At 73.5% G+C, this 21,389-nt stretch carries 17 protein-coding genes; 14 read left to right on the top strand and 3 right to left on the bottom strand.

The features are described from left to right. Positions 1–12: 12 nt before the first annotated feature. The 6 genes from dxr to AB0411_RS19675 all read left to right on the top strand — a co-directional run bounded on the left by dxr (position 13) and on the right by AB0411_RS19675 (position 7,417). On the top strand, positions 13–1,287 hold the full coding sequence (gene dxr / locus AB0411_RS19700; RefSeq protein ID WP_366418572.1) for a 1-deoxy-D-xylulose-5-phosphate reductoisomerase: 1,275 nt from the start codon (positions 13–15) through the stop codon (positions 1,285–1,287). After that, on the top strand, positions 1,284–2,585 hold the full coding sequence (locus tag AB0411_RS19695) for a M50 family metallopeptidase (protein WP_366418571.1): 1,302 nt from the start codon (positions 1,284–1,286) through the stop codon (positions 2,583–2,585). The genes dxr and AB0411_RS19695 overlap by 4 nt, the downstream gene beginning before the upstream one ends. 173 nt (positions 2,586–2,758) lie before the next feature. Further along, positions 2,759–3,916, top strand: coding sequence for a flavodoxin-dependent (E)-4-hydroxy-3-methylbut-2-enyl-diphosphate synthase (ispG, locus tag AB0411_RS19690; protein ID WP_366418570.1), 1,158 nt, complete (start codon positions 2,759–2,761; stop codon positions 3,914–3,916). A gap of 172 nt (positions 3,917–4,088) precedes the next feature. Then, positions 4,089–4,934, top strand: coding sequence for a GNAT family N-acetyltransferase (locus AB0411_RS19685; protein WP_366418569.1), 846 nt, complete (start codon positions 4,089–4,091; stop codon positions 4,932–4,934). Positions 4,935–4,958: 24 nt separating this feature from the next. After that, positions 4,959–5,495 carry a GNAT family N-acetyltransferase gene (locus AB0411_RS19680; protein WP_366418568.1) on the top strand — a complete coding sequence of 179 codons (537 nt, stop codon included), beginning with the start codon at positions 4,959–4,961 and terminating at the stop codon, positions 5,493–5,495. A gap of 212 nt (positions 5,496–5,707) precedes the next feature. Next, the gene (locus tag AB0411_RS19675; protein ID WP_366418567.1) at positions 5,708–7,417 is read left to right on the top strand and encodes a proline--tRNA ligase; all 1,710 of its coding nucleotides are present in this window, start codon (positions 5,708–5,710) and stop codon (positions 7,415–7,417) included. Positions 7,418–7,482: 65 nt separating this feature from the next. Here the strand turns inward: AB0411_RS19675 and AB0411_RS19670 are convergent, their stop codons facing one another. The 3 genes from AB0411_RS19670 to AB0411_RS19660 are packed head-to-tail and all read right to left on the bottom strand — an operon-like array spanning position 7,483 to position 9,563. Continuing rightward, entirely contained in the window at positions 7,483–8,394 is a 912-nt protein-coding gene (locus AB0411_RS19670; protein ID WP_366418566.1) for an aminoglycoside phosphotransferase family protein, read from the bottom strand. A gap of 49 nt (positions 8,395–8,443) precedes the next feature. Continuing rightward, positions 8,444–8,965, bottom strand: a complete 522-nt coding sequence (locus AB0411_RS19665) for a ferritin-like domain-containing protein (protein ID WP_366418565.1) — start codon at positions 8,963–8,965, stop codon at positions 8,444–8,446. 49 nt (positions 8,966–9,014) lie between these two features. Beyond that, positions 9,015–9,563: a hypothetical protein gene (locus AB0411_RS19660; protein WP_366418722.1), complete on the bottom strand. Its 549-nt coding sequence runs from the start codon at positions 9,561–9,563 to the stop codon at positions 9,015–9,017. 160 nt (positions 9,564–9,723) lie between these two features. Here AB0411_RS19660 and rimP point away from each other — a divergent pair, with 160 nt between their 5' ends. From rimP to AB0411_RS19620, 8 genes are all read left to right on the top strand, one after another. Further along, complete coding sequence (rimP, locus tag AB0411_RS19655) at positions 9,724–10,266, top strand: ribosome maturation factor RimP (protein ID WP_366418564.1); 543 nt, start codon at positions 9,724–9,726, stop codon at positions 10,264–10,266. A 2-nt stretch (positions 10,267–10,268) separates the two neighbouring features. Next, positions 10,269–11,261 (top strand): transcription termination factor NusA, encoded by a 993-nt coding sequence (gene nusA / locus AB0411_RS19650; protein WP_086720826.1) that lies wholly within the window; start codon positions 10,269–10,271, stop codon positions 11,259–11,261. Between the two features lie 135 nt (positions 11,262–11,396). Continuing rightward, positions 11,397–11,693, top strand: coding sequence for a YlxR family protein (locus tag AB0411_RS19645; protein WP_366418563.1), 297 nt, complete (start codon positions 11,397–11,399; stop codon positions 11,691–11,693). Positions 11,694–11,856: 163 nt separating this feature from the next. Next, entirely contained in the window at positions 11,857–14,964 is a 3,108-nt protein-coding gene (gene infB, locus AB0411_RS19640; protein WP_366418562.1) for a translation initiation factor IF-2, read from the top strand. 176 nt (positions 14,965–15,140) lie between these two features. Beyond that, positions 15,141–15,434, top strand: coding sequence for a DUF503 domain-containing protein (locus tag AB0411_RS19635; protein ID WP_033269483.1), 294 nt, complete (start codon positions 15,141–15,143; stop codon positions 15,432–15,434). 63 nt (positions 15,435–15,497) lie between these two features. Beyond that, positions 15,498–15,950 (top strand): 30S ribosome-binding factor RbfA, encoded by a 453-nt coding sequence (rbfA, locus tag AB0411_RS19630; RefSeq protein ID WP_366418561.1) that lies wholly within the window; start codon positions 15,498–15,500, stop codon positions 15,948–15,950. Beyond that, entirely contained in the window at positions 15,947–16,930 is a 984-nt protein-coding gene (gene truB, locus AB0411_RS19625; RefSeq protein ID WP_366418560.1) for a tRNA pseudouridine(55) synthase TruB, read from the top strand. The genes rbfA and truB overlap by 4 nt, the downstream gene beginning before the upstream one ends. Before the next feature lie 335 nt (positions 16,931–17,265). Beyond that, the gene (locus AB0411_RS19620) at positions 17,266–21,387 is read left to right on the top strand and encodes a hypothetical protein (RefSeq protein ID WP_366418559.1); all 4,122 of its coding nucleotides are present in this window, start codon (positions 17,266–17,268) and stop codon (positions 21,385–21,387) included. Positions 21,388–21,389: the final 2 nt, after the last annotated feature.

Here is a 21,389-nt window from a genome sequence, read left to right as displayed (position 1 = left end):
ACAATGGACCACATGACGGACTCCCTCGCCCACCCGCATCTGCGTTTCGAGCCGGCCGCCGGCGGCCCCGACGGCCCGAGCGGCCCCCGTTCCCTCGTCATCCTCGGCTCGACCGGGTCGATCGGCACCCAGGCGATCGACATCGTGCTGCGCAACCCCGACCGGTTCCGGGTGACCGGGCTCTCCGCGGCCGGCGGCCGGGTCGAGCTGCTCGCCGATCAGGCGCACCAGCTGCGGGTGAGCGCCGTGGCCGTGGCGCGCGAGGACGTGGTGCCCGCGCTGCGCACCGCGCTGGCCGACCGCTACGGCACGGGCGAGCCGCTGCCCGAGATCCTGGCCGGCCCCGACGCGGCCACCGAACTCGCCGCCTCCCCCTGCCACACCGTCCTCAACGGCATCACCGGCTCCATCGGGCTCGCCCCGACCCTGGCCGCCCTGAAGGCGGGCCGGGTGCTGGCCCTCGCCAACAAGGAGTCGCTGATCGTCGGCGGCCCGCTGGTCAAGGCCGTCGCCGCGCCGGGCCAGATCATCCCCGTCGACTCCGAGCACTCCGCGCTCTTCCAGGCACTGGCCGGCGGCGAGCGCGCCGAGGTCCGCAAGCTCGTCGTCACCGCCTCCGGCGGCCCGTTCCGCGGCCGTACGAAGCAGGAGCTGGCGGCGGTCACGCCCGAGCAGGCGCTGGCCCACCCCACCTGGTCGATGGGCCCGGTCGTCACCATCAACTCGGCGACCCTCGTCAACAAGGGCCTGGAGGTCATCGAGGCGCATCTGCTCTTCGACGTCCCCTTCGACCGCATCGAGGTCGCCGTCCACCCGCAGTCCTACATCCACTCGATGGTGGAGTTCACCGACGGCTCCACCCTCGCCCAGGCCAGCCCGCCCGACATGCGGATGCCGATCGCGCTGGGCATCGGCTGGCCCGAGCGGGTCCCGGACGCCGCACCGGGCGTGGACTGGACGAAGGCGCAGACCTGGGAGTTCTTCCCGCTGGACGAGGAGGCCTTCCCGTCCGTCCCGCTGGCCCGCCACGTCGGTGATCTGGGCGGCACCGCCCCCGCCGTCTTCAACGCGGCGAACGAGGAATGCGTCGACGCGTTCCTCGGGGGCGGGCTGCCGTTCACAGGGATTGTGGATACCGTCGCCGCAGTGGTCTGCGAACACGGGACTCCGGCCGGGGGAACTTCCCTGACGGTCGCGGACGTCCTGGAGGCGGAGGCCTGGGCGCGCGCCCGCGCCCGCGAACTGGCCGCCCGTGCGGCACGGACACCTTCGGAGGCTCGCGCATGACGACCTGGATGACCATCCTCGGCATAGTCGTCTTCGTCGTCGGCCTGCTGTTCTCCATTGCCTGGCACGAGCTCGGCCACCTCTCCACGGCCAAGCTGTTCGGAATCCGCGTGCCGCAGTACATGGTGGGCTTCGGGCCGACGATCTTCTCCCGCAAGAAGGGCGACACCGAGTACGGCATCAAGGCCGTTCCGCTCGGCGGCTACATCCGCATGATCGGGATGTTCCCGCCCGGCGACGACGGAAAGCTCCAGGCCCGCTCCACCTCGCCGTTCCGCGGGATGATCGAGGACGCCCGCTCGGCGGCCTTCGAGGAGCTGCAGCCCGGTGACGAGAAGCGGCTCTTCTACACCCGCAAGCCCTGGAAGCGCGTCATCGTGATGTTCGCCGGGCCGTTCATGAACCTGATCCTGGCGGTCGTGATCTTCATGAGCGTGCTGATGGGCTTCGGCATCAACACCCAGACGACCTCGGTCGGCTCCGTCTCGGACTGTGTGATCTCGGCCGCCGCCAAGACCGACAAGTGCCCGCACGGTGCCAAGGACTCCCCGGCGAAGGCCGCGGGCCTGCGGGCCGGCGACAAGATCGTCTCGTTCAACGGCCACGCCGTCCCGGACTGGGGCGCCCTGCAGCAGCAGATCCGCGACACCACCGGACCCGCGACGCTCGTCGTCGAACGCCACGGCGCGCGCAAGACCCTGCAGGCCGACCTGATCGAGAACAAGGTCGCCAAGACCGACGGACACGGCGGCTATGTCCCCGGCCAGTTCGTCACCGCCGGATTCCTCGGCTTCACGCCCGCCAGCGGCGTCGTCCAGCAGTCCTTCGGCCAGTCCGTCGACCGCATGGGCAACATGGTCGAGCAGGGCGTCTCCTCGCTGATAAACCTGCCCGCGAAGGTCCCGGACCTGTGGGACGCGGCCTTCAACGGCGGCGAGCGCAAGCAGGACTCCCCGATGGGCGTGGTCGGCGCGGCCCGGGTCGGCGGCGAGGTCTTCTCCCTGCACATCCCGCCGGAGCAGCGGGTGGCGACCATGCTCTTCCTGGTCGCCGGCTTCAACCTCTCGCTGTTCCTGTTCAACATGCTGCCGCTGCTGCCGCTGGACGGCGGACACATCGCCGGCGCCCTGTGGGAGTCGATCCGGCGGGCCTTCGCCAAGATCGTCCGGCGCCCGGACCCCGGTCCCTTCGACGTGGCCAAGCTGATGCCGGTCGCCTACGTCGTCGCCGGGATCTTCATCTGCTTCACGCTGCTGGTGCTCGTCGCCGACGTGGTGAATCCGGTGAAGCTGACCTAGAAAGCACGTTTGGCGGCGGCCGGACACCTCCGTGGCGTTTGGAGGTGTCCGGCCGTCTCCTTTCGTGGCGCCACAGGGGCGCGATGTGCTCATAGCAACCCCCGTGCCGTAATCTCGAAGACCGGAGCCCGCCGCTGCGGGGCCTAGATCCACACCTTGGGGTTGCTCGCCAGATGACTGCTATTTCTCTGGGAATGCCGGACGTACCGACCAAGCTTGCCGACCGCCGGGTCAGCCGCAAGATCCAGGTCGGCCCGGTCGCCGTGGGCGGAGACGCACCGGTCTCGGTGCAGTCGATGACGACCACGCGGACGTCCGACATCGGTGCCACGCTGCAGCAGATCGCCGAGCTGACGGCCTCCGGCTGCCAGATCGTCCGGGTCGCCTGCCCGACGCAGGACGACGCCGATGCGCTGCCCGTGATCGCCCGGAAGTCGCAGATTCCGGTCATCGCGGACATCCATTTCCAGCCGAAGTACGTCTTCGCCGCGATCGACGCCGGCTGCGCCGCGGTCCGCGTCAACCCCGGCAACATCAAGCAGTTCGACGACAAGGTCAAGGAGATCGCCAAGGCGGCCTCCGACGCCGGCACCCCGATCCGGATCGGCGTCAACGCCGGCTCCCTGGACCGCCGACTGCTGCAGAAGTACGGCAAGGCCACCCCCGAGGCGCTGGTCGAGTCCGCGCTGTGGGAGGCGTCCCTCTTCGAGGAGCACGGCTTCCGCGACATCAAGATCTCGGTCAAGCACAACGACCCGGTCGTGATGGTCAACGCCTACCGCCAGCTCGCCGCCCAGAGCGACTACCCGCTCCACCTCGGCGTCACCGAGGCCGGCCCCGCCTTCCAGGGCACCATCAAGTCCGCGGTCGCCTTCGGCGCCCTGCTCAGCGAGGGCATCGGCGACACCATCCGCGTCTCGCTCTCGGCGCCGCCCGCCGAGGAGGTCAAGGTCGGCATCTCCATCCTGGAGTCGCTCAACCTCCGCCAGCGCCGCCTGGAGATCGTCTCCTGCCCGTCCTGCGGCCGCGCCCAGGTCGACGTCTACAAGCTCGCCGACGAGGTCACCGCGGGCCTGGAGGGCATGGAGGTGCCGCTCCGCGTCGCCGTCATGGGCTGCGTCGTCAACGGCCCCGGCGAGGCCCGCGAGGCCGACCTCGGCGTCGCCTCCGGCAACGGCAAGGGCCAGATCTTCGTCAAGGGCGAGGTCATCAAGACCGTCCCCGAGTCGAAGATCGTCGAGACCCTCATCGAAGAGGCCCTGAAGATCGCCGCGCAGATGGAGGCGGACGGCGTCGCCTCCGGCAGCCCCGTCGTCTCCGCCGCGGGCTGACCGCCGGCCCCGCAGCACCCGAGCCCCGCCGCCCGCACCGGGCCGCGGGGCTCGCCCCTGTCCGAGGCCGGCCGCTCCCGGCCGCGGGGTGCTCGCGCGCGGGGGGAGGTAAAGTGCCAAGACCTGCTCCCGCCTGGCCTCCCAGGCCCGTAACGGTGAGGCATTCCGAGACGTGCTGACGACCCCCACCATCAAGGTCCTCGAGCCCGGGGACCTCGACGATGCGCTCGCGGTCCTCGACCGCGACCCGGTCGCCAACGCCTTCGTCGCCGCCCGCGTCCAGGTCGCCGGCCTCGACCCGTGGCGGCTGGGCGGCGAGATGTGGGGCTGGTACGCCGGCGGCCGCCTGGAGTCGCTCTGTTACGCCGGCGCCAACCTCGTCCCCGTCTGCGCCACCCCCGAGGCCGTCCGCGCCTTCGCCGAGCGCGCCCGCCGCCAGGGCCGCCGCTGCTCGTCCATCGTGGGTCCCGCCGGGTCCACCGCCGAGCTGTGGTCGCTCCTGGAGCCCTCTTGGGGACCGGCCCGCGAGATCCGCGCCCACCAGCCCCTGATGGTCACCACCGCGCCGGCCGCCGAGATCGCCCCCGACCCGTTCGTCCGGCGGATCCGCAAGAACGAGATGGACCTGATCATGCCCGCGTGCGTGGCCATGTTCACCGAAGAGGTCGGCATCTCCCCGATGGCCGGCGACGGCGGGCTCCTCTACCAGGCCCGGGTCGCCGAACTCGTCGGCGCGGGACGCTCGTTCGCCCGGATCGAGAACGGCCAGGTCATCTTCAAGGCCGAGATCGGCGCCGCCACCCAGCGGGCCTGTCAGATCCAGGGTGTGTGGGTCGATCCCGCCTACCGCGGCAAGGGCCTGTCCGAGACCGGTATGGCCGCCGTGCTGCGCTACGCCCTCAACGACGTCGCCCCCGTCGTCAGCCTCTACGTCAACGACTTCAACACCGCCGCCCGCGCCTCCTACCGGCGGGTGGGCTTCGAGGAAGTCGGCGCGTTCATGAGCGTACTTTTCTGACCCGCCGCCTTGTACGCTCCGAGCATGGATCCCGTCGCGGTCGGCCCGCTCGATCTCGCTGCCCGCGTGGACGACGCGCTGGCCGTCCAGGCAGTCGCGTTCGGCCTCAGCGACGAGGAGATCGCCGTCCGCCGGCACATCGTGCTGCGCCACCTCGCCTGCCCCGGCGCCCGCGCCCTCGGCGCCACCACCCCCGCGGGCCGGCTGGTCGGCTTCGTCTACGGCATGCCCAACGACCGCGTCCACTGGTGGTCCACCGTCGTCGAGCCCTACCTGCGCAGCGAGGGCCTCGACCACTGGCTCGACCACTCCTTCACCATCACCGAGCTGCACGTCCACCCCGCCTACCAGCACCGCGGCATCGGCCGGACGCTGATCACCCGGATCACCGACACGGCCGGCGAACCACGCTCCATCCTCTCGGCCATCGACACCGAGAGCCCCGCCCGCCGCCTCTACCGCTCCCTCGGCTACCAGGACCTGGCCCGCCGCGTCCTCTTCCCCAGCGCCCCCACCCCGTATGCCGTCATGGGCGCCCCGCTCCCCCTGATCCGCCCCTGAACAACGAGCCGGGCGAGAACACCAGGGCCCGCAGGCCCGTCACCGCGCCCACAGCCCCGCGCAGCGGGCGGCAAACGGCGAGATGCCCCCGGGGCGGGAAGCCGACCACGCGGGAAGGCCGAACAGACGCGGCAGACGGTATCCATTTCCGTGCGCCACACCCCTACGGCTAACCTCCAGGGAGTCACCTTTCTTACGCAGGAGAAACTCCCATGGCCCACGCCGCACAGGTCCAGCGCATGTCCCGCTTGATGATCAAGACACTGCGCGACGACCCGGCCGACGCCGAGACCGCCAGCCACAAGCTGCTCGTCCGCGCCGGCTACGTCCGCCGCTCCTCCGCCGGCATCTGGACGTGGCTGCCGCTGGGCAAGAAGGTCCTGGAGAACGTCTCCCGCATCGTGCGCGAGGAGATGGACGCCATCGGCGGCCAGGAGGTCCTGCTGCCGGCCCTGCTGCCCAAGGAGCCCTACGAGGCCAGCGGCCGCTGGGAGGAGTACGGCGACCTGCTCTTCCGCCTCAAGGACCGCAAGGGTGCCGACTACCTCCTCGGCCCCACCCACGAGGAGATCTTCACCCTCACGGTCAAGGACCAGTGCACGTCCTACAAGGACCTGCCGGTGATCCTCTACCAGATCCAGACCAAGTACCGCGACGAGGCCCGCCCCCGCTCCGGTGTGCTGCGCGGCCGCGAGTTCCAGATGAAGGACTCGTACAGCTTCGACACCACCGACGAGGGCCTGGAGCAGTCCTACGCCCTGCACCGCGCGGCCTACCAGAAGATCTTCCAGCGGCTCGGCCTGGACTACCGCATCGTCTCCGCCGTCTCCGGCGCGATGGGCGGCTCCGCCTCCGAGGAGTTCCTGGCCCCCGCCGCGGCCGGTGAGGACACCTTCGTCGACTGCCCGAAGTGCGACTACGCCGCCAACACCGAGGCCGTGACCGTCAGGGTCGAGCCGGCCGACGGCTCCGCGCACGGCCCCGTCGAGGAGCTGGACACCCCCGACACCCCGACCATCGAGACCCTCGCCGAGCACCTCGGCGTACCGGCCTCCGCGACCCTGAAGAACCTCCTGGTCAAGGTCGACGGCGAGATCGTCGCGGTGGGCGTCCCGGGCAACCGCGAGGTCGACCTCGGCAAGCTCGGCGAGCACCTCGCGCCGGCCACCGTCGAGCTGGTCACCGCCGAGGACTTCGTCGGCCGCCCCGAGCTGGTCCGCGGCTACGTCGGCCCGCAGGGCCTGGCCGGCAAGGCGTTCCGCTACATCGCCGACCCGCGTATCGCCCCCGGCACCTCCTGGATCACCGGTGCCAACAAGGAGGGCAAGCACGCCAAGAACGTCGTGGCGGGCCGGGACTTCGAGGTCGACGACCACCTCGACGTGGTCGTCGTCGAGCCCGGCGACCCCTGCCCGGAGTGCGGCACCGGCCTGAAGATCGACCGCGCCATCGAGATCGGCCACATCTTCCAGCTCGGCCGCAAGTACGCGGACGCCTTCGAGCTCGATGTGCTCGGCCAGAACGGCAAGCCCTCCCGGGTCACCATGGGTTCGTACGGCATCGGCGTTTCCCGCGCGGTGGCCGCCCTCGCCGAGCAGACCCACGACGAGTCCGGCCTGTGCTGGCCCCGCGAGGTCGCCCCGGCCGATGTGCATGTCGTCGCGGCCGGCAAGGCCAAGCAGACCGAGCTCGCCCTGGAGGTCGGTGAGCAGCTCGGCGCCGCGGGCCTGCGGGTCCTCGTCGACGACCGGGCCGGTGTCTCCCCGGGCGTGAAGTTCACCGACGCCGAGCTGCTGGGCGTGCCGACCATCGTCGTCGCCGGCCGCCGCGCCGCCGAGGGCGTCGTCGAGGTCAAGGACCGCCGCACCGGCGAGCGCGAGGAGCTGACGGTCGAGGAGGCCGTCGCCCGCCTCGGCGCGTAACCCCCGCACGGCCGACGGGCCGGCCACCGGGTGCACACCCGGCGGCCGGCCCGTTCGTCCGTCCCCTACAGCCAGACCGCGAACTCCAGCAGCAGTTCGCCGCGCTGCCGGTCGCCCACCGCCGCCTCCCGCACCCCGAGGTCCACGGCCCGGTACAGCGTCCAGTCGCGCAGCCGGTCCCGGTCCACCTCCAGGGAGTCGGCCAGCTTGGCCACCCGGCGGCGGGCCGCGGCGGCCGCGCCCGACCCGGCCGCCAGGTCCTCGAACCGGTCCAGCACCAGCGCCGCCAGGTCGTACGCCCGCTCGCCCACCACCGGCGCCGGGCCGACCGCCAGCCAGGGCGCCCGCTCACCGGCCAGCACCTTGCCCTGCCGGAACGCGCCGTGCAGCAGGAACCGCTCGTCGGACCCGTCGGGAAGCTCGCGCCGCAGCTCCAGCGCCCGGTCCACCAGCGGCCCGGCCGCCGGCGTCAGCGCCCCCGCCGTCCGCAGCGCCTCCACGGCCTCCTCGGTGCGCCCGGCCAGCGTCTCGAAGGGGTGCTCCGGCTCCGCCGGCACCCACAGCCGCCGCACCGTCCCGGCCGCCTCCAGCAGCGCCTTGGCCTCCGGCAGCGACCGCAGCGACACACCGCCCTGCAGCCGCTCCAGCAGCAGCGCACCGCTGGTGTCGTCGGACCGCAGCAGCCGTACCGCGCCCCAGCCGTCCCACGCCTCCAGCGCCGTCCCCTCGTGCGCGGGCACCCGACCGGGCACCGGGAACTTCAGCGCCGCCGCCGTCCGGTCCTGCTGCCGTACGAGGCAGAGCAGACTGCTGCGACCACCGGGGGCCTGCACCCGCTCCAGCGTCAGATCCCAGGCGTCCAGCTGCTGCTGAACCAGCGTCGGCAGCGCGTCGAGCCACTCCCGTACGGGACTTTCCGGATCGCCGCTCAGCGAACTCACCAACCGCTGCGGCGGTTCGATGGGTGCCGTTGCCATGCTTGAGCTGTCCCCTTCCTGGGGCCGTGACCGCACCGCGGCCGGTCGTTCAGAGCGCGCCCGCGGAGGCGCTCGCGGCGCCGGACGGAGTGGCGGCCGCGGCCCGCTCCACGAGCCCAGGGAAGGCTACGCCGCTGCCGCGCCAGCGCACCGCCCGCACCGCTGCCTCGCGCAGCGCGGCCGCCGCCTCCCTGCGCCGGGCCGTGCCGCCGGCCCGTACGAGATCCGCGTAGACGGCGGCCAGCCGGTCCTCCAGCTCCGCCGCCAGCCGAAGGGCCGCGGCCGCGTCGGGGACGGGGAAGGGCAGTTCGTAGGCGGCGGCCGCGGCATGCGGGGTGCCGCCCAGGTCGCGCACCACGCGGCGCAGCGCATCGCGGCGCGCGCGGTGCCCGTCGTACGCCGCCTGTGCCTCCTTGCGCCGGTCCCCGGCGATCCGTCCGCCGACCACGCCGTAGCCGTAGACCGCCGCATGCTCGGCCGCGAGCGCGGCCTGTACCGCCGTCAGCTCGTCGTGCCCGCCCTCCGCGTCCTCGCGGCGGCTCTTCTTGCCGTGAACTCCCGTGGCCCTCATGCGCACGCCCCTTCGCCGGTCCTTGCCCCGAGTGGTGCCGCCCCGCCCGTCATCCGGCCGGCTCCGCCAGCAGATACGCATGCGCCGCACCGGCCGCCGCGACCGAGGCCAGCAGCCGGGCCAACTCCGGGGGCGCGCCGGTCAGCGCCTTGGCGCGGACGTCGGAGAGCTTGCGCTCCGCGTCGGCCAGGGCCGTGCGGGCGGCCCGTTCGTCCCGGGGGACCCGAGGGTCGGACGGGCGCCGGGAGCCCTGCGGCGCGGGACCGGACGCGGGCGCACCGGCGTCGTGCGCCGGGCCGTCGGAGGCGTCAGCGCCGGGGGAGGGGGCGGCCCGGTCCTTGCCGAATGCCTCGGCGTGCCGGGCGACTTCGGAGCGCAGCGGGTTCAGCCGCGGCTCCAGGGCCGGATGCGCGGCCAGCGTCGCGTCATAGCGCGCCAGCAGGGCCGTGCTGTCGCGGGCGGAGCGCGCGCGCAGCCGCTCGGCGGCGGAGGAGTGTTCGCTCCGGTCGGGGCCGGAGTCCTCGGAGCAGCCCGTCAGCAGCGCCGCGCCCCCGAGGGCGGCGCCGGCCAGCAGGGTCCTTCTGCGTGTGAGCGCCACATTCGGCACGTTGCACTTCCCGGGGTCTTTCGTCGTGATCACCGCAGGCGAGAGTATCCGTGACCACCCACCGAATCGTCAGTACCCCGCCGGAACCGATAGGCTTTGACCCGACACGCGACCCACCCACAACAGCACACGCGGCCGAGGAGTCACCCGGATGAGCACCACCCAGAGCGAGAGGCTGCGCGGATTGCTTGAACCGCTCGTCGCCGCGCGAGACCTGGATCTGGAAGAGATCGAGGTGACACCGGCGGGAAAGCGGCGGGTGCTGAGGATCGTGGTCGATTCCGACGAGGGCGTCCAGCTGGACGAGTGCGCCGCGCTGAGCCGCGAGGCCTCCCAGGTCCTGGACGACTCCGACGCGATGGGCGGCGCCCCGTACACCCTTGAGGTGACCTCTCCCGGCGCCGACCGCCCGCTGACCGAGCTGCGGCACTACCGCCGCGCCGTCGGCCGCCTCATCAAGGCCCAACTGACCGCCGAGGCAGGCTCCGGCGAGCTGGTGGCACGGATCACCGCCGTCGACGAGTCCGGACTGGACCTGGAGGTCCCGGGGGTCAAGGGCCGCAAGCCGACCACCCGTCGGGTCTCCTTCGACGAGATCGCCAAGGCGCGTGTCGAGCTGGAGTTCAACCCCAAGTCCGGCAAGCGTGACGCGCAGGACGACGAGAAGATCGACGAGAACAAGGAGGAGGCGTAGCCGTGGATATCGACATGAGTGCCCTGCGGGGTCTGGTGCGGGAGAAGGAGATCTCGTTCGACCTGCTGGTCGAGGCGATCGAGTCGGCCCTCCTCATCGCATACCACCGCACCGAGGGCAGCCGCCGTCGGGCGCGGGTCGAGCTGGACCGCAACACCGGTCATGTGACGGTGTGGGCGAAGGAGGATCCGGAGGACCTGGAGGAGGGCGCCGAGCCCCGCGACTTCGACGACACCCCCTCCGGTTTCGGGCGGATCGCGGCGACCACCGCCAAGCAGGTCATCCTGCAGCGGCTGCGGGACGCCGAGGAGGAGATCACCTTCGGCGAGTTCGCCGGGCGCGAGGGCGACGTCATCACCGGTGTCGTCCAGCAGGGCAAGGACCCCAAGAACGTGCTGGTGGACGTCGGCCCGATGGAGGCCATGCTGCCGGTGCAGGAGCAGGTCCCCGGTGAGGACTACGCGCACGGCACCCGGCTGCGCTCGTACGTCGTCCGGGTGACCAAGGGCGTCCGCGGCCCGTCGGTGACGCTGTCGCGCACCCACCCCAATCTGGTCAAGAAGCTCTTCGCCATGGAGGTCCCGGAGATCGCGGACGGCTCGGTGGAGATCTCCGCCATCGCCCGCGAGGCCGGCCACCGCACCAAGATCGCCGTACGGTCCACCCGCTCCGGCCTGAACGCGAAGGGCGCCTGCATCGGCCCGATGGGCGGCCGGGTGCGCGCCGTGATGGCCGAGCTGCACGGCGAGAAGATCGACATCGTGGACTGGTCGGACGACCCGGCCGAGCTGGTGGCCAACGCGCTGTCGCCGGCCCGGGTCAGCAAGGTCGAGGTCGTGGACCTGGCGGCCCGCTCCGCGCGGGTCACCGTCCCCGATTACCAGCTGTCACTGGCCATCGGCAAGGAGGGGCAGAACGCCCGGCTCGCCGCCCGTCTCACGGGCTGGCGGATCGACATCCGCCCGGACACCGAGCAGCCCGCACCGCAGGACTGAGGCCGTCCCGCAGGGACGGCGGCGCCGCGGCACCCGAAAATCGGTGGTGCCGCGGCGCTCCGACCGGAATTCTGAGCAGCCGTTCCGCCTTTACCCCATCGGGGTCGGGCCGGCGCGGGGAGGTAGACTTAAGCAGTGTCTGGCCGGACGCATGCCCGCGCATGCCCTGAGCGCACCTGTCTGGGATGCCGGGAGCGAGCGGCCAAGGGCGATTTGCTGCGCATCGTGGAGATCGAGGGTGAGTGTGTCCCCGATCCTCGCGGTACGCTGCCCGGCCGGGGTGCTTACGTGCACCCGACACTGGTCTGCCTCGACCTGGCGGTTCGCCGCCGGGCGTTCAACCGGGCCTACCGGGCCCGGGGACCGTTCGACGCGACGGCGCTGCGCCGGTTCATCGAGCGGACGCCCGTCGAGCAGCCGCCGTTGCAATAACGCACAGCAGCAAGAAACGCACAGCGCACGGAAAACCGTGCGGTCAGGTACCTCGCGAGTCGGAAGTAGGTCGAGATTGCGATGAGCACTCGATGAGTACGCGATGAGTACGCCCATGAAGTAGCGACGGTCCGGTGGACAACCCGGACCTAGAAGGAGCGAAGTGGCTAAGGTCCGGGTATACGAACTCGCCAAGGAGTTCGGCGTTGAGAGCAAGGTCGTCATGGCCAAGCTCCAAGAACTTGGTGAATTCGTCCGTTCGGCGTCCTCGACGATCGAGGCGCCGGTTGTTCGCAAGCTGACCGACGCTTTCCAGGCAGGCAGCGGCAATGGCCGCGCCGCCGGCAAGCCCGCGGCGCCGCGCAAGTCGGCCCCCGCGAAGCCGTCCGCGCCGTCCCCGGCGCAGGCGGCACGTCCTGCTGCCCCGAAGCCGGGCGCCCCCAAGCCGGGCCCCGCGGCTCCGGCAGCCCCCGAGGCACCGAAGGCCCCCGAGGCCCCGGTGGCTCCCAAGAGCACTCCCGCCGCCGGCCCCACCCCGGGCCCGCGCCCCACCCCGGCGCGCCCCGCGGCACCCAAGCCCGCTCCGGCCGCCCCCGCGCAGCCCGAGTTCCAGGCTCCGCCGTCCGCGCCGGCCGCTCCCGCCGCCGGCCAGTCGGCTCCCCGTCCCGGTACTCCCGGTCCGCGTCCGGCCCGTCCGGCATCCGGCCAGGGCGGTCAGGGCGGTCAGGGCGGTCAGGGCCGCGGTAACGCTCCGCGTCCCGGTGGCGAGCGTCCGGCCCCGCGTCCCGGCGGCCGTCCCTCGGGCCCCCGTCCGGGCAACAACCCCTTCACGTCCGGCGGCTCCACGGGCATGGCCCGTCCGCAGGCCCCCCGTCCCGGCGGCGCCCCGCGTCCCGGCGGCCAGGGTGGCCCCGGCGGTCCGCGTCCGCAGGGCGGCGGCCAGGGCGGTCCCCGTCCCCAGGGCCAGGGCGGCGCGCGTCCCACCCCCGGTGGCATGCCCCGTCCGCAGGGTGCCGCTCCCGGTGGCGCCCCGCGTCCCGGCGGTGGCGGCGGTAACCGCCCGAACCCGGGCATGATGCCGCAGCGTCCCGCTGCCGGCCCGCGTCCGGGCCCCGGCGGTGGCGGCGGCCGCGGACCCGGCGGTGCCGGTCGTCCCGGTGGCGGCGGCGGTCGTCCGGGTGGCGGCGGCGGCTTCGCCGGTCGTCCCGGTGGCGGTGGCGGTCGTCCGGGTGGCGGCGGCGGTTTCGCCGGTCGTCCCGGTGGCGGCGGTCCCGGTGGTGGCGGCGGCTTCGGCGGTCGTCCCGGCTTCGGTGGTCGTCCCGGCGGCCCCGGTGGCCGTGGTGGCACGCAGGGTGCGTTCGGCCGTCCCGGCGGTCCGGCGCGTCGTGGCCGCAAGTCGAAGCGGCAGAGGCGTCAGGAGTACGAGGCCATGCAGGCCCCGTCGGTGGGCGGCATCATGCTGCCCCGCGGCAACGGCGCGACGGTTCGCCTGTCGCGCGGTGCCTCGCTGACGGACTTCGCCGAGAAGATCAACGCCAACCCGGCGTCGCTGGTCCAGGTCATGCTGAACCTCGGTGAGATGGTCACGGCGACCCAGTCGGTCTCCGACGAGACGCTGCAGCTGCTCGCCGAAGAGATGAACTACGTCGTCGAGATCGTCAGCCCGGAGGAGGAGGACCGCGAGCTGCTCGAGTCCTTCGACATCGACTTCGGCGAGAACGAGGGCGGCGAGGACATGCTCGTCGCGCGTCCGCCGGTGGTGACCGTCATGGGTCACGTCGACCACGGTAAGACCCGGCTGCTCGACGCGATCCGCAAGACGAACGTCATCGCGGGCGAGGCCGGCGGCATCACCCAGCACATCGGTGCCTACCAGGTCGCGACCGAGGTCAACGACGAAGAGCGGCGCATCACCTTCATCGACACCCCCGGTCACGAGGCGTTCACCGCCATGCGTGCCCGTGGTGCCAAGTCGACCGACATCGCGATCCTCGTGGTGGCGGCCAACGACGGTGTCATGCCGCAGACGATCGAGGCCCTGAACCACGCCAAGGCGGCCGAGGTGCCGATCGTGGTCGCGGTCAACAAGATCGACGTCGAGGGCGCCGACCCGACCAAGGTGCGCGGCCAGCTCACCGAGTTCGGTCTGGTGGCCGAGGAGTACGGCGGCGACACCATGTTCGTCGACATCTCCGCCCGTGAGGGTCTGAACATCGAGCAGCTGCTCGAGGCCGTGGTCCTGACCGCGGACGCCTCGCTCGACCTGCGCGCCAACGCGGAGCAGGACGCGCAGGGCATCGCGATCGAGGCCCACCTCGACCGTGGCCGCGGCGCCGTGGCGACCGTCCTGGTCCAGCGCGGCACGCTGCGCGTCGGCGAGACGATGGTGGTCGGCGACGCGTACGGCCGCGTCCGTGCGATGTTCGACGACAAGGGCAACAACGTCGAGGAAGCGGGTCCGTCGACCCCCGTCCTGGTCCTGGGGCTGACCAACGTCCCGGGCGCCGGCGACAACTTCCTGGTCGTCGACGAGGACCGTACGGCCCGTCAGATCGCCGAGAAGCGCGCGGCGCGCGAGCGCAACGCCGCCTTCGCCAAGCGCACCCGCCGGGTGTCCCTCGAGGACCTGGACAAGGTGCTCAAGGCCGGCGAGGTCCAGCAGCTCAACCTCATCATCAAGGGTGACGCTTCTGGTTCCGTCGAGGCCCTGGAGTCCTCGCTGCTCCAGCTCGACGTCGGCGAAGAGGTCGACATCCGGGTGCTGCACCGCGGCGTCGGTGCGGTCACCGAGACCGACATCAACCTGGCGTCCGGCTCCGACGCGATCGTCATCGGCTTCAACGTGCGCGCCGAAGGCCGCGCGACGCAGATGGCCGAGCGCGAGGGCGTCGACGTCCGGTACTACTCGGTCATCTACCAGGCGATCGAGGAGATCGAGGCGGCCCTCAAGGGCATGCTCAAGCCGGAGTACGAGGAGGTCGAGCTCGGTACCGCGGAGATCCGCGAGATCTTCCGCTCGTCCAAGCTCGGCAACATCGCGGGTGTGCTCATCCGCTCCGGCGAGGTCAAGCGCAACACCAAGGCGCGCCTCATCCGCGACGGCAAGGTGGTCGCGGAGGACCTCAACATCCAGGGTCTGCGCCGGTTCAAGGACGACGTCACCGAGATCCGCGAAGGCTTCGAGGGCGGTATCAACCTCGGAAACTTCAACGACATCAAGATCGACGACGTCATCGCGACGTACGAGATGCGCGAGAAGCCGCGCGGCTGATCGTGCAGCAGCCCGTGCGTAGCGCGGTCCACCCCGGTGGTGGCCGCGCGACGGGCGGGCGGCCGGCCGGGGCCGGTCGGCGGAAGGTATTTCCGTCGATCGGCCCCGGCCGTTCCGTGTACGGTTCGAAATGACACGGACGTCTAAGGCCCCACGGGTGGCTTGACCCGTCTTGCATGTACGTAGGGACGCTGTCCTTCGACCTGCTTCTCGGCGACGTACGGTCGCTGAAGGAGAAGCGCTCCGTCGTCCGCCCGATCGTCGCCGAGCTGCACCGCAAATTCGCGGTGAGCGTCGCGGAGGTCGGGGACCAGGATCTGCACCGCAGGGCCACCATCGGCCTGGCGGTGGTCTCCGGGGACACGGGGCATCTCACCGATGTCATGGACCGCTGCGAGCGCCTGGTCGCCGCACGGCCCGAAGTGGAGCTGCTGTCGGTACGCCGGCGGCTGCACGGCGACGACGACTGACCCGGACCGGGCAGGCCGCCGCCGGTGGAAGCACAATTGTGGAAGAAAGAAGGAGACGGACCAGTGGCCGACAATGCGCGGGCGAAGAAGCTGGCGGACCTCATCCGGGAGGTGGTCGCCCAGAAGCTGCAGCGCGGTATCAAGGACCCGCGGCTCGGTTCACACGTGACCATCACGGACACCCGGGTCACCGGCGACCTGCGGGAGGCTACGGTCTTCTACACGGTCTACGGCGATGACGAGGAGCGGGCCAGTGCCGCCGCCGGGCTGGAGAGCGCCAAGGGCATTCTGCGCTCCGCGGTCGGGGCCGCGGCGGGGACGAAGTTCACGCCGACCCTGACCTTCGTGCCGGACGCCCTGCCGGAGAACGCCAAGACGATCGACGACCTGCTCGACAAGGCCCGGGCGTCGGACGCCAAGGTGCGCGAGGTCTCCTCGGGCGCCCAGTACGCCGGCGAGGCCGACCCCTACCGCAAGCCGGGCGAGGACGACGACGAGGGCACCGCGGCAGAATGAAGCGTGAGAGCAACAAGCCGCACGAGGGGGGCGGGCGCGCAGCGCTCTCCGGCAAGGGCGGTGGTGGGCGACGGGCGGGCCTCGTCATCGTCGACAAGCCGTCCGGCTTCACTTCGCACGACGTGGTGGCGAAGATGCGCGGAATGGCGCGCACCCGCCGGGTCGGGCACGCCGGCACGCTCGACCCGATGGCGACGGGCGTGCTCGTCCTGGGCATCGAGCGGGCCACCAAGCTGCTCGGCCACCTCGCGCTGACGGAGAAGGAGTACGTCGGCACGATCCGGCTCGGCCAGACGACGATCACCGATGACGCCGAGGGCGAGATCACCGCGTCGAAGGCGGCGCACGGCCTCGCCCGCGAGGACATCGACGCGGGCGTCGGCAGGCTGTCCGGCGCGATCATGCAGGTCCCGTCGAAGGTCAGCGCCATCAAGATCAACGGCAAGCGGTCGTACTCGCGGGTCCGCGACGGCGAGGACGTGGAGATCCCGGCCCGGCCGGTCACCGTCTCCTCGTTCGTGGTGCACTCCGCGCACGAGGCCGAGGCCGAGGACGGCACCCCGGTGACCGATCTGCTGGTCTCCGTCGAGTGCTCGTCCGGCACGTACATCCGCGCCCTCGCCCGTGACCTGGGGGAGGGGCTCGGGGTCGGCGGCCATCTGACGGCGCTGCGCCGCACCCGCGTCGGCCCGTACAAGCTGGACCGGGCGCGCACGCTCGACCAGCTCCAGGCCGCCGTGGACGACCCGGAGGGGGAGGGCCTGCCGGTCATGCCGCTCGGGGACGCGGCGGCCGCCGCGTTCACCCGCTGGGACGTGCCCGAGGCACAGGCAAGGCTGCTGCTCAACGGCGCCCGGATCCCGATGCCGTGCTTCGAGGGCAGCGGCCCGGTCGCGGCGTTCGGACCGGACGGCCGGTTCCTCGCGCTGGTGGAGAACCAGGGCGGGAAGGCGAAGAGCCTGGCGGTGTTCGCGGTCTGAGGACCGTTGGCGGTCAACCGCCCCCCCCGCAGGGCCGGGCCCCCAGGCGCGACAGGCGCCCCGGGCCCGGCCCTTTCGCGTGCCCGTACGCGCCGCCGGCGGCCGCCCCGGAGGGCGACCGGACCCTCGACCACCACGACGGACAGGTGATGCGGACCCGTGCCGCCGCCTCCCCGCCCGCCGTCCGTCTCCGCTGCGGTCCGGCCATTCACTCATTCGGTGAGGCGCTCGAAGTGAAGCAAGGCGTGGAGGGGGGCGCGTTGGAAGGCACCCCTGTCGAGACGATCACCGCCTGCTTACCGTTCGGGGGACAAGAGCGGGCGAGAGGACCGGCGATGGCATTGCTGGATGCCGATGCGGACACGGCACTGGTGCGGATCCGAGATCTGGCAGGTCGGACGCGTGGCACGGGGGTTCTCGCGGACCACGACGGCACCGTGATCACCAGCCACGAAGCGGTGGACGGGGCGGCGCAACTGGTGCTGCAACCCATGACGGACGGCGCGACGGGCGGCGCGGCCGGGGGCGGCGGATGGACGTGCGTAGTGGCAGCCGATGCCCTCACGCCCCTCCCGGAGGCCGGGCTCGCCCTCGTACGGACCGGCGGCTTCGGGCCGCACCGGCTCACACCGCTGCCGATCGCCGCGGGCCGGCCGGCCCCGGGCACCGCGGCCCGGCTCTGGGCCGGCGGCTGGCTCGACGGCACGGTCGTCGGGCCGGGCGCCGGAGTGATGTACACCGCCGCCGCGCGCGTCCATCTCCTCGACGAAACCCTGGAGCTCGGGCTGTGCGCCGGGGGCCGGGAGGCGCTGCGGCTGGGCGGCCCCGCGGTCGGCGGGCCGGTGCTCGACGCCCGGACCGGCGCGGTGCTCGGTGTCCTCGGCACCGCACTGCACCCCCAGGCGCCCGGCCGGCCCCGGGCCGGGGAGCCCTTCGGGCGCCGCGCGGGCGGCTTCGCGATTCCTCTGCGCGCGGCCGCCGAGGCCGCACCCCGGGGCGCACTGGCCGCACTGCTGGAGCGCAACGCGGCGACCGTCCCCGCCTACGGCAGCGAAGTGAACCCGGCAGGCGCGCGGCACCTCGCCGAGCTGACCAGGGGCTCCGCCGAGCGGCCGCGGGTGTGGAGGGAACCTGTCGAACGGCCGGAGCCGGCCGCGGAGTTCACCCGCTTCGAGGAGCGCCACGGGGCGGCAGGGGCGTGTGTGCTGGGCCTGGTGGGGGAGCCGGGGTCCGGGCGGAGCACCGAACTGGCCGGTCTCGCGGCACGCCGGGCACAGGGCCCGGACCCCGCCGCGACCGTCTGGCTGCGCGGCGCGGAGTTGCGGCCCGGCGACGAGGGGCTGCACACGGCCGTCGAGCGCGCCCTGCGGTCCGCCGGCCGGACCGTCGCCGGGGCGGGCCGTACGGCCGGTGACCCCGCGGACACCACTCTCCAGGGCGTGGCACGGGCGGCTTCCGCGGCCGGACGTCCGCTGCTGGTGCTCCTCGACGGGCCGGAGGAGATGCCGGCGGCCCTGGCGCAGGGCGAGCGGCTCGCCGAGTGGACCGCGGCGACCGCCGACTGGCTGCGCAGCACCCGGGCGCTGCTGGTGATCGCCTGCCGCCCCGCGTACTGGGAGCGGGCCGGGGCGCTCTTCCCGCCCGGCCTGCTGCACCGGCCGCTGCGCCCGGCCCCCGCCCTGCCCGCCTGCGTGGAGCTCGGCGACCTCCCCGAGGAGGCGGCGGAGCGCGCCCGGGCCCGCTACGGCCTGCCGCCCGGCGCACTGGCCGCGCCCGACGCCCGCCATCCGCTGGCCCTGCGCCTGCTCGCGGAGGTCGCTGCGGCGCTCCCCAAGGGGGACGCGGCCGGCGGACGCGCCGACGAGCCGGCCGGCCTCGCCACCCCCGACCGCCACCAGATCTTCGACGCCTACCTGGACCTGGTGTGCCTGCGCATCGCCGTACGGCTCGCGGGCGCCCAGCGGCCCGCACCGCGCGGCACCGCCGTCCGCCGGCTGGCCGCCCAGGTCGCCGGCCAGGTGCACGAGGCGGCCCGCCGCTGCCTGGGCCCCGGGCCGGGCGCGCTGGACCGCACGACCTTCGAGGAGGTGTTTCCGCGGGAGCCCGGCTGGGCGGCCGCCGTGCTCGCCGAGGGGCTGCTGGTCCCGGCCGGTACCGGATTCCGCTTCGCCCACGAGGAGTTCGCGGAGTGGCTGCAGGGCGCCCACGTCGACCTCGACCTGCTGCACGTCCCCGGACACCGCGTCGGACCGGCCGTCCAGGCGCTGCTGCTGCTCGGCAGGCGCGAGGGCACGGTGCAACTGACCTTCCGGCTCGCGGAGTTGGTGCCGATGGCGACCGCCCCCGCGGCCGGCTCCTTGGCCGGCCCACCCGCCGGGCACGCCCTCGACGGCCGCTGGTGGGCCGCTCATCTGCTGTCCGGAGTGCTGCGCCGGGTCCCCGACGCGAGGCCGTACACGGGCGTACTGCGGCTGCTGGCGGACCGGATCACCGAACGGTCCCTGCGGGCGGGCGGCTTCGCCCACACGGGCCTGGAGGCGTTCGGACCGTGGTTCTGGGAGCGGCTGGCCCTCACCGACGAGGACCGGATGGACCTGCTGCGCCGCCTGCTGCCGGCCGACGGGCCGCCGCCGGGCGGGCTGGTTCGCGGGGCGGGCGGAGTACGGGGGTGTGCGGGGGTGGCGTCGTCCGGTCCTGCGGCGACGCCCGGCCGGTCGTCGTGGTCCGCAGGGGCGGCGGCGTCGGGACCGTCGTCGCCGCCGCCCCGCCGGCCGATGCCGTCCGGTGCGGCCGTGTCGTCCGACCGGCCGACGCCGTACGGTCCCGCCGCGTCCTGCGGTCCCTCGGCGCCGTCCGGTTCAGGCGCGCCGTCCGACCTCTCGGCGCCGCTCGGTCCATCAGCGCCGTCCGACCGCTCGACGCCGTCCGGCCCCGGGCCCGGCGGCCGGTCGTCGGCCGTCGTGCCCGCCGGCGCGCCGCACGCCGGTGGTCGCTTCGCGCCGCCGCCCCGCGTACGCGTCCACCCCGCCGACGACCCGGCGTCCGACGGGGACGGCGACGGCTGGGCGGTCGCCGCGCGGGGGCCCGGCACCTCAGCCGTGGCGGACACCGGTGGCAGCGCGTCCCAGGCGGTCGCCGCATCCGGGCCCGTCGCGGGACACCCGCCACGGTTCCTCGACGCCGCCGCGGAGTTGCTGCGCGCGGATCCGGAACGGATGCAGCCGCTGCTGTGCGCCTGGTTCGACGACACCCGCCCGCTGCAGCGCCCCGGCGCGGAGGACGGCGGCCCGGACGGCCCCGCGGGCGCTGCGCCCGGCGAGATCACCGTGGCCGGCGCCGCGCAGGCGCTGCTGCACACCCATCGCCACCGGGCGCTCGACGCGCTCACGGAAGCGCTGGTCCGGGCCGCGCACCCCAAGGGCGACGAGCTGATGGACGCGCTCGCCGAGGACGAGCCGGCGGCGGTGTGCCGGGCCGTGGACCGCTGGGCGCACGACGAGCGCCCCGAGCGCCGGGCCGCCGCCGTCTCGTACGGCCTGCGGGCCGCCCGGCATGCGACCGCCGGGGCCGACCGGGCCCTGCTGCGCTACGCGGCCCTCTGCCTGCTCGCCCGGAGCGCCGACAGCGCCCACCACGGCTCCGCCCTGGCCCTGCTGATGGGCGACCCGGCCACCCGCTCCCGCTTCCTGGACCGCGCGCTGGCCCGCTTCGTCGCGGGGGATCCGCAGCTGCCGCCCACGGCGTTCACGGCCGCCCTGGCCGAGCAGCCGGGGCCGGTGCTGAACGCCTTCCGGGCCCGGCTGGTCGGCGGCGAGGGCCCGCCGGTGGCGGCCGCACTGCTGCGCATGCTCGCCCGCGCCGATGCGCCGGACCTCGTCGCCCGTGTCGCCGACCTCGTCCGTGACTGTGCGCGGCACAGCCCGGACCGCGCCGCGGCGCCGGTCGCGGAGTTCGTCGTCCGGCGACTGGAGCGCGGCCCCGCCGCCCGCGCCGCGCTCCGCCCGCTCGCCGTGGAGCTGCTGACCGGGTCCCCCGTGGCGGTGCGGTGCGCGCTGGCGGGGGTGGTGGCCGGAACGGGCGGCGGCGATGCGGCACCGCTGCGCCGCGAGCTGCTCGATGTACTGCTGGCGCAAGAGGCCTCGTACGCACCACCGCACGGGGCGTACGAGGAGTGCGGCCGGGACACCCGGGTGCTGGAGGCGCTGCTGCAGGCGGCCGCCGAGGGCGCGGAGCGGCGTCCGGCGGAGCGCACCAGGGAGCTGGTCCACCGCACCGGGATGCTGCTGGCCCGTACGCCGGAGGGCGCGGCCTGCTTCGACCGGCGGCTGGTGGAACTGGGGCGGCGGGTGCCCGGCTTCGCACGACGGGTACAGGACTGGGTCGCGGACGAGCCGGGGGAGTGGGCGGCCGTCATGGGCCCCGGCGCCCGCGCCACGCTGGCCGGGTGCCACGGCTGACG

The sequence above is a fragment of the Streptomyces angustmyceticus genome, from assembly GCF_040701845.1.
Taxonomy (GTDB): domain Bacteria; phylum Actinomycetota; class Actinomycetes; order Streptomycetales; family Streptomycetaceae; genus Streptomyces; species Streptomyces angustmyceticus_A.
This window is presented reverse-complemented; position numbering and strand designations above follow the sequence as displayed.

What these genes read in the sequence shown, in the direction of transcription:
- AB0411_RS19675 (WP_366418567.1), top strand. Translation starts at nt 5,708, where the DNA reads ATGGCCCACGCCGCACAGGTCCAGCGCATGTCCCGCTTGATGATCAAG.
- dxr (WP_366418572.1), top strand. Translation starts at nt 13, where the DNA reads ATGACGGACTCCCTCGCCCACCCGCATCTGCGTTTCGAGCCGGCCGCC.
- AB0411_RS19620 (WP_366418559.1), top strand. Translation starts at nt 17,266, where the DNA reads ATGGCATTGCTGGATGCCGATGCGGACACGGCACTGGTGCGGATCCGA.
- AB0411_RS19695 (WP_366418571.1), top strand. Translation starts at nt 1,284, where the DNA reads ATGACGACCTGGATGACCATCCTCGGCATAGTCGTCTTCGTCGTCGGC.
- AB0411_RS19680 (WP_366418568.1), top strand. Translation starts at nt 4,959, where the DNA reads ATGGATCCCGTCGCGGTCGGCCCGCTCGATCTCGCTGCCCGCGTGGAC.
- AB0411_RS19670 (WP_366418566.1), bottom strand. Translation starts at nt 8,394, where the DNA reads ATGGCAACGGCACCCATCGAACCGCCGCAGCGGTTGGTGAGTTCGCTG.
- truB (WP_366418560.1), top strand. Translation starts at nt 15,947, where the DNA reads ATGAAGCGTGAGAGCAACAAGCCGCACGAGGGGGGCGGGCGCGCAGCG.
- AB0411_RS19665 (WP_366418565.1), bottom strand. Translation starts at nt 8,965, where the DNA reads ATGAGGGCCACGGGAGTTCACGGCAAGAAGAGCCGCCGCGAGGACGCG.
- ispG (WP_366418570.1), top strand. Translation starts at nt 2,759, where the DNA reads ATGACTGCTATTTCTCTGGGAATGCCGGACGTACCGACCAAGCTTGCC.
- AB0411_RS19635 (WP_033269483.1), top strand. Translation starts at nt 15,141, where the DNA reads ATGTACGTAGGGACGCTGTCCTTCGACCTGCTTCTCGGCGACGTACGG.
- rimP (WP_366418564.1), top strand. Translation starts at nt 9,724, where the DNA reads ATGAGCACCACCCAGAGCGAGAGGCTGCGCGGATTGCTTGAACCGCTC.